The following is a 7101-nucleotide window of genomic DNA, read 5'->3' on the forward strand; positions in this document are numbered from 1 at the left end:
CGCGTCAAGTGTTCTCTTCGCCGGGCTTGCGCCCGCACTTGACCCGGCACTTCACCCACTCGAGATTCGAAAGAGGCCCCATTTTCAGTGAGTCCTCAAGCATTAACTCCGAGGACAACGGGCTTCCAAGTTTGGTGCGGCCAAGCAATCCCGGCTGCGCGCGGCTTCTAGGTATGTCGATACATCATGATGGCCGTGTTATAGCGCGTTGCTACGCATTCCAAAGCATGAGGGCGTGAAGCGATTAGAAAATCTTGCCTACACAGCTGCGTGCGAACTATCTTTTTCATATTCCTCTGCTAAAGTTAAACGGCTCGGCGCTCCGCAATCAACGATCGTCCAAGTGCGCTTCGCTTAGCGAAGGAGACAGATATGGCGAACGTTACCCGTTCAACGGCACCGGCTATGCGTTTGCGCCCTTTCATGGGCCCCCTTCTATCGATATGCAACCTGCTGGCGTCGTCGATCTGCATGCTGTGTGCGACGCATGCGCTTGCGGCGGGACCGCTTCCCGAAGGCGGCCGCTTTATCGCGGGCGACGGCACCATCGCGACGCAGGGCAACACGCTCATCATCACGCAAGGGTCGGATCGCGCGGTCATCGACTGGCGCAACTTCTCCATCGGCAACGGCAATACCGTCAGCGTCAACGGCAACTTCTTCATCGCGACACTCGCGCGCGTGAACGGCGGCGAACGCTCGGTCATCGATGGCACTTTGAAGTCGCCAGGCCAGTTCTACCTCATCAATCCGCAGGGCGTGCTGATCGGCAAGACGGGCGTGGTGACCACCGGCGGAAACTTCGTCGCGTCAACGCTAGACACCGAGAACGATGCCTTCATGAATCGCCAGACGTCGCTGTTTTCTGGTGGCGGCAACGGCAGCGTTATCAACCTCGGCACGATCAATTCGACCAGCAGCAACGTGTATCTCATCTCGCGCAAGCTCGCGGAGAACGATGGCGTCATCAGCGCGCCGCAGGGCACCGTGGATATCGCCGTGGGCGATCAGGTGCAGATGAAGGACTGGCTGCTGCTCTACGATCCCGACGCCACGCCGCAGACTTTCGTCACGGCCGCTGGCTCGCACGGCGACGCGGTGAACAAGGGCGGTATCCATGCGATCCGCATCGCGCTGCAATCCGCCGACGGCAACGTATACGCGTTGGCCGGTAACTCGGGCGCGATCCGCGCGACCGGCACGGACGTACTCGACGGACGCGTGTGGCTCGTCGCCGATCGCGGTATAGCGCACGTCCATGCGACCATCGAGGCGAGGAACTACACGGGCGGCGGCGCAACGGTGGAAGCGCGGGGCACTGCCGTGCATCTCGACGATGCCGCCGTGCGCGCCACGCAATGGAATATCACCGCGGACAAGCTCGATATCGGTCCGGTCACGGCGCCGAACTTGTCGCGCAATTTGAACAACGGCACGTCCATCGACGCCACGGCCACGCGCGACGATATCCACGTCACGTCAAATCTGCGCTGGAGCGGTGTGGGCGCGCTGACCGTCGGCGCAGCGCGCTCGGTGTCCATCGATCCGGACGTGACGGTGGCGAGCACCGGCGCGGGCGCTCTCACCTTGCGCGCGGATGCCGGTGGCTTCAATCATGGCGGCAGCGTCTTCAATCGCGGCACGCTCGACTGGTCGGCAAGCACCGGCAGTATCACGGCATTGATCGATGGCGGCGGCACGTTCACGCGCGGCGCGGTGCTGCTGAACCCTTTGTGGAGCGCCCGGTTCAGCGGCCTCCAGACGCAACTCACGTCCTACAGGCTCGTGAACACGCTCGTCGATCTGCGTAACATCGAGAACGATATGGCGGGCAACTATGCGCTCGGCCGCGACTTCGGCTCGGGTAGCCCGAAGACCGTGATCGATCCCATTGGCGGCGCGACGCACACCGCTTTTACGGGTCAGTTCGACGGGCAGCATCGTGTGCTTACCTCGTTCCAGATGAACGGCTACGGTCAGAACCAGAAGGCGAGCGACGCCTTTACCGGCCTCTTCGCGGAGATCGGCGCGGGCGGCGTCGTGCGCAATCTCCGTATGGACGGCTCCGAGGCGCTCACCGTCTCCACGCCGGTCGGGCTGATCGCGGGGCGCAATGCCGGGACCATCAGCAACGTGGCCGTATCGACGGGCAGCGTGACTGCGCAGGACCCGTTCTTCGGGAAAGGCGCAGGAGGTCTCGCGGGCATCAACGATGGCGTGATTGAGCGCTCGAGCAGCGGCGCGGCCGTCACCGGCGCCGGGCCGATCGGCGGGCTGGCCGGCATCAACAGCGGCACGATCGTGCAGTCGTATGTCACGTATGGCACCCGCTTGCTCGCCGCAGGCGGTGCGCGGGGCGGCGGGCTCGCCGGCGTGAATCGCGGCAACATCGCCCAATCGTATTCGAGAGGCGATGTGCAAACGCCATACACGGGCGGGCTGGTATCGCTCAACGAAGGCACAATCAGCCAGTCGTACGCGTCCGACAGCGGCGGCGCCGCGGGCGCACGCAATCTCGGGCGCGTCGCGAGCACGAATAACGGCACGATCGCGAACGACGTGTACTGGTACAACGCGGAATACCTGGCGCAGTCTCCCGGCGTCTTTACGGGCACGCAGATCCCTGCCGCGAACGGCCGCACCTTCGAACAACTGAGCGACCCGACCGCCTTCGCGTCGAGCTGGAACTTCGGGCCGGACGGCACATGGGCGATGCCCACCACGTATAGCACGTTGCCGATTCTGCGCTGGCAGCTCGGCGGTCAATGAACACAAGGGAGCTGACATGTCGGATCTCGTCAATGGCAGCAAGGTGAGTCAATGGTCCCGCGAACGCGGACGGCATCGCCCGGCATTCGACTGGCGCTTGACGATGCCGCTCGTCGCCCTGCACGCCTCGACCGCACTAGCTGCGGGCTCGTTGCCGCAGGGCGGCCAGTTCAAGGCCGGCGCGGGCACGATCACCACGCAAAGCACTGCCGTGGATATCAGCCAGAGTTCGGCGCGTGGCGTGATCGACTGGAGCAGCTTTTCGATCGGCAACGGCAACACCGTCACCGTGAACAACGGCAACGGCGCGACGCTGGGCCGCGTCACCGGCGCGCAGCTCTCGCAGATCGACGGCAATCTCAACGCGACGGGCAGCTTCTATCTGATCAACCCGCAAGGCGTCGTGATCGGCGCGAACGGCGTGGTGACGACGGGCGGTCGTTTCGTCGCATCGGCGCTCGATGTCGGCAACGATGCGTTCATGGCGGGCGGACCGCTGACTTTCAAAGACGGCGGCATGGGCGCGGTCGTCAACATGGGCAAGATCGGCTCGACGGGCGGCGACGTGTTCCTGATCGCGCGCGCGCTCGCGGAGAACGACGGCACGATCAGCGCACCCAAGGGTACGGCTGAACTCGCGGCGGGCAGCCAGGTGCTGGTGCGCGACACGACGAGCGTACCGCAAACCTACGTGCAATCGACGGCGACCCGCAGCGGCGACGCGGTCAACAAAGGCTCGATCTCCGCCGTGCAGATCGCGCTACAGGCGGCGGACGGGAACGTGTATGCGCTTGCGGGCAACAATTCGGCGCTGCGCGCGACCGGCGCGGGCACGCGCGACGGCCGCGTGTGGCTTGTCGCTCAGCACGGCACGGCGCACGTGCACGGGCGCATCGATGCGACGAATGCCGACGGCAGCGGCGGCGCCGTTGATACGACCGCCAGCACGCTGCACCTCGACGATGCCGATATTCATGCGGGCTCGTGGACCCTGAGCGCGCTGCACTTCGATGTCGACCCGGTGACGGCGGCGACGCTTACGAAGCAATTGAATCAGGGCACCTCGGTGACGCTCGACGCGACACGGGACGACGTCAACCTGGTATCGACGATGCGCTGGATCGGCGACGCGTCGTTCAACGTTAATGCATTCCATTCGATTACCGTTAACAGCACGACGACGCTCGGCAACGCGGGCGCGGGCAACATGAAGCTGCGCGCCGATGCGACCGGCATATTCAACGCCGGGGCCGTGTTCGTGAACGGCATCATCGACTGGTCGGGCAGCACGGGCATCGTTTCGACGCTGAGTCCGAGGAACGGCGGCCTCTACACGTCTGGCACAATCCTCACCAATTCCGCATGGACTGCCGCGCCCTACAGCGGACTGAAGTCGCAATTCACGAATTACCTGCTCGTGAGTTCGCCGTCGGACATGAAGTATGTCGCCGCCGATCTCGACGGCAACTTCGCGCTCGGTAAGGACGTGACGCTTCCCGCCGGCGATCGCGCGTTCAGAGGCATCGGCGTGGGCGCGGATCAGGAATTCAACGGCCAGTTCGACGGCATGGGCCACGTGCTGCGCGGCCTCTACAGTTTTCAGACTGACAACGAGGGGAATCCAGGCGTGTACACCGGCTTGTTCGCGGTGATCGGACCTGCGGGCGTGGTACGCAATCTTGGCGTGGACGGCGGGTCGAGACCGGCATCGCAGGGATTCGGCGGTGTGCTCGCGGGACGCAATCGCGGTCTCATCACCTATTCGTATTCGATGGGCTCCGCGTCCAGTTCCGTGTCCGAGCCCGCTAGTGCGGGCGGACTCGTCGGGCGCAACGACGGGATCATCGAGCGATCATGGAGCAGCGCGAGCGGGGGAACCTCGGGGGTCCTGGCCGGCCTGGTCGCGCAGAACAACGGAACCATCCTGCAATCGTTCGCAACCGGCCAGACCGGTAGCAGCAAGGAGCCGGTCAGCTCCGGGCTTGTCAGCGTGAATTCGAGCACGGGCACGATCCGGCAGTCGTATGCGGCGGGCACCGTCGGCGGCTGGTCTGGCAGCGACGCAGGGCTCGTCACCGCGAATTCGGGGAAGGTAGACGAGTCGTTCTCGGTCGCGGTGGTGTCCAACGAACTCGGGCCGGCGCCGCGCGCGGGACTGTTCATCAATAATACGCCGACGGGCGCGACCAACGTCTACTGGGACAAGGACATCACCGGCCAGAGCAACGGCGGTCCGAACGTGCCGGCATCGAGCGGACTCACGACGGCGCAGATGAGCGATCCGGCAAGCTTTGGGCCGAGTTGGGACTTCGGCCCGAACGGGACGTGGGTCACGCCAGCGGGCGCTACGCATCCTTTTTTGCGGTGGCAACTCGAGTCGCAGTGAGAGCAGAAATTCGCTCGCAGCAAGGACGACCATGTCATGATATCCGGTCGCCGCCGGATAGTAGCGTCCGCGTCGTCCAATAGCGCGAACGGTGGCGCCCTCGGACCTTGTCGCGCCCGACCCTATAAGGAATAAGACGACCAAGGTGGATGGAGGGATCGACCAGGTCTTGGTGGCGGTAAGGTAAGGCGGCGAACAGCACCATCAGTAGGATGGCTTATGCTTATGCTAGGCGGTTTCAAACTGAAGTGCAACACGGAGTCTAGTGTTTAGAACGGTGAGGCTGACTGGCTGAGGCGAGCGTGGCGGCGAAGACCTCGAATGGAGAATGGAACGCGTGAGTCGCGCGAGGCCGGCTGTTTAGGCTGTCGGCGATGGCGTCGAGTTCGTCTTGACTGTATACCGACAGGTCGGTGCCTTCAGGCCCTGAGGTAGTCCGTCAAGGTTTTTCAGCGGGAAGTTGCGCTTCTGCTTCCGGTTCGAGACGCACGAGCGCACGAGCACATAAACCGATTGATCTGCCCTCTGTTATCGAGGGCAGATGCGGCTCATATGCCCTCCCTTGTGGCATAGGGTATCGCTCGCCGCTCGTTTATGAGACGGAGTATGTCGAGCGGAACGCCATGCGGGCGCCTGGCCGGTTGCCCACCGCCGGCCAGCGGCATGGTCGTAGACAGGCGACCCGCCGGCCGGCCGTGGACAACTGGCACCATCGAGTCCAACGGAGGCAATCCACCGATCCGGAATCCAGCTGCGTAACCGCCACCGAGACTGGTTACCCCGGAAGTTCGAGGTGCCTGAGCAGTGGCGAACCGCGTTTCCTCAAAGCGTTAAGGTAGGTGGTCTCGTCGTACGGCGTTCTGGTTTGCCAGCATCGGTACAGGATGCGGATCCACTTGAACGCCAATGCCCTGACGGCAGCCTGGTGCGTACTCCCCTTCGCTCGTTGTTGCCGATAGTAAGCGCTGGCCCAGAACGATTTGTTGATGGTCTGGGCGGCCCATTCGACGAACGTCTGGCGCAGGAACTTCGGGCATTGCCAGCGCCAGTGCACCCAGCTCTTCTTGCCGCTACGTTCGGTCACGGGGGCAATGCCAGCGTACTTCTGCAGTTCATCAGCCCCGTGGAAGCGGTCGCGCTGCTCGCCAAAGGCCGCGAGCAGGCGCGGCGCCATTTGGGGGCCGGCGCCCGGCAGGCGGTCAAACAGGGCGAAGTCAGGTTGCGCCCGCGCGAGCGCCGCGATCTCCCTATCGAACACATCGATCGCCGAGAGCACGGTGCGCAGCTGCGCCACCAGCGCCAGCACGTGCAATCGGCAGGCCGTGATGATGCCAGGGTCTTCGGTGAGGGGCGTAGCGGCGCGGATCGATTCCAGACGTACCGCGATCAGCCTGATACGGCACTTGTGGGCATGGAAGAACGCTTCAAGGGTCGTCCTGCGGGCGCGCCTGACCGTCAAGAGCGTCGGCCAGTGGGTGAGGAAGTCGCAGAAGAGCACCGTATCTCTCTGCTCGAACCACTCCAGAGCCTGCGGGTAATACTGCTTGAGCGTGTCACATAAGCGGTTGGTGAATCGGGTCTTGTCGCCGACCAGTTCGCGACGTTGCTCGACCAGGCTGAACAGCGAACGCATGGCGACGCTCTGTGGTCTGAGCGGAGCAAACCGCTCGGGATGGCGCAGCAGGAGTTCGAGTGCCAACTCTGCATCGGTGGGATCGTCCTTGGCGCGGCTTGGTTTGAACGCCTCGCGATATTTGGCGAGTGTCGACGGGTTAATCGGAAAGAGCACGAAGAAGTCGTACTTCTGCAGTGCAGCGACGATCGGTCCCCTGGCCAGTTCAAGGGCAACCGCGATAGGGCCACCAAAGCGCTGGTATAAAGACTTTGCCCATTCGTCAATGCGCGCGACTTGATGAGGGATGCAGTCGAACTCGCGCCTGGCGTTG

The 7101-nt window shown here is 63.6% G+C and carries 3 protein-coding genes and 1 pseudogene; 2 read left to right on the forward strand and 2 right to left on the reverse strand.

What is annotated here, in order from left to right; all coding sequences use genetic code 11:
- Positions 1-423 precede the first annotated feature (423 nt).
- Positions 424-2769: a two-partner secretion domain-containing protein gene (locus tag AWB65_RS33680; RefSeq protein ID WP_159907946.1), complete on the forward strand. Its 2346-nt coding sequence runs from the start codon at positions 424-426 to the stop codon at positions 2767-2769.
- Between the two features lie 16 nt (positions 2770-2785).
- The gene (locus tag AWB65_RS33685) at positions 2786-5155 is read left to right on the forward strand and encodes a two-partner secretion domain-containing protein (RefSeq protein ID WP_235008045.1); all 2370 of its coding nucleotides are present in this window, start codon (positions 2786-2788) and stop codon (positions 5153-5155) included.
- 262 nt (positions 5156-5417) lie between these two features.
- Here AWB65_RS33685 and AWB65_RS36090 read toward each other — a convergent pair.
- Positions 5418-5579 (reverse strand): annotated as a pseudogene (locus AWB65_RS36090) (IS30 family transposase); the annotation flags it as partial.
- A gap of 351 nt (positions 5580-5930) precedes the next feature.
- A partial coding sequence (locus AWB65_RS33690) for an IS110 family RNA-guided transposase (protein ID WP_200821867.1) occupies positions 5931-7101 on the reverse strand: 1171 nt, incomplete at its 5' end.

It is taken from the genome of Caballeronia humi (assembly GCF_001544475.1).
Classification (GTDB): domain Bacteria; phylum Pseudomonadota; class Gammaproteobacteria; order Burkholderiales; family Burkholderiaceae; genus Caballeronia; species Caballeronia humi.

Coding starts and splice junctions, on each gene's coding strand:
- AWB65_RS33680 (WP_159907946.1), top strand. CDS start 424: ATGGGCCCCCTTCTATCGATATGCAACCTGCTGGCGTCGTCGATCTGC.
- AWB65_RS33685 (WP_235008045.1), top strand. CDS start 2,786: ATGTCGGATCTCGTCAATGGCAGCAAGGTGAGTCAATGGTCCCGCGAA.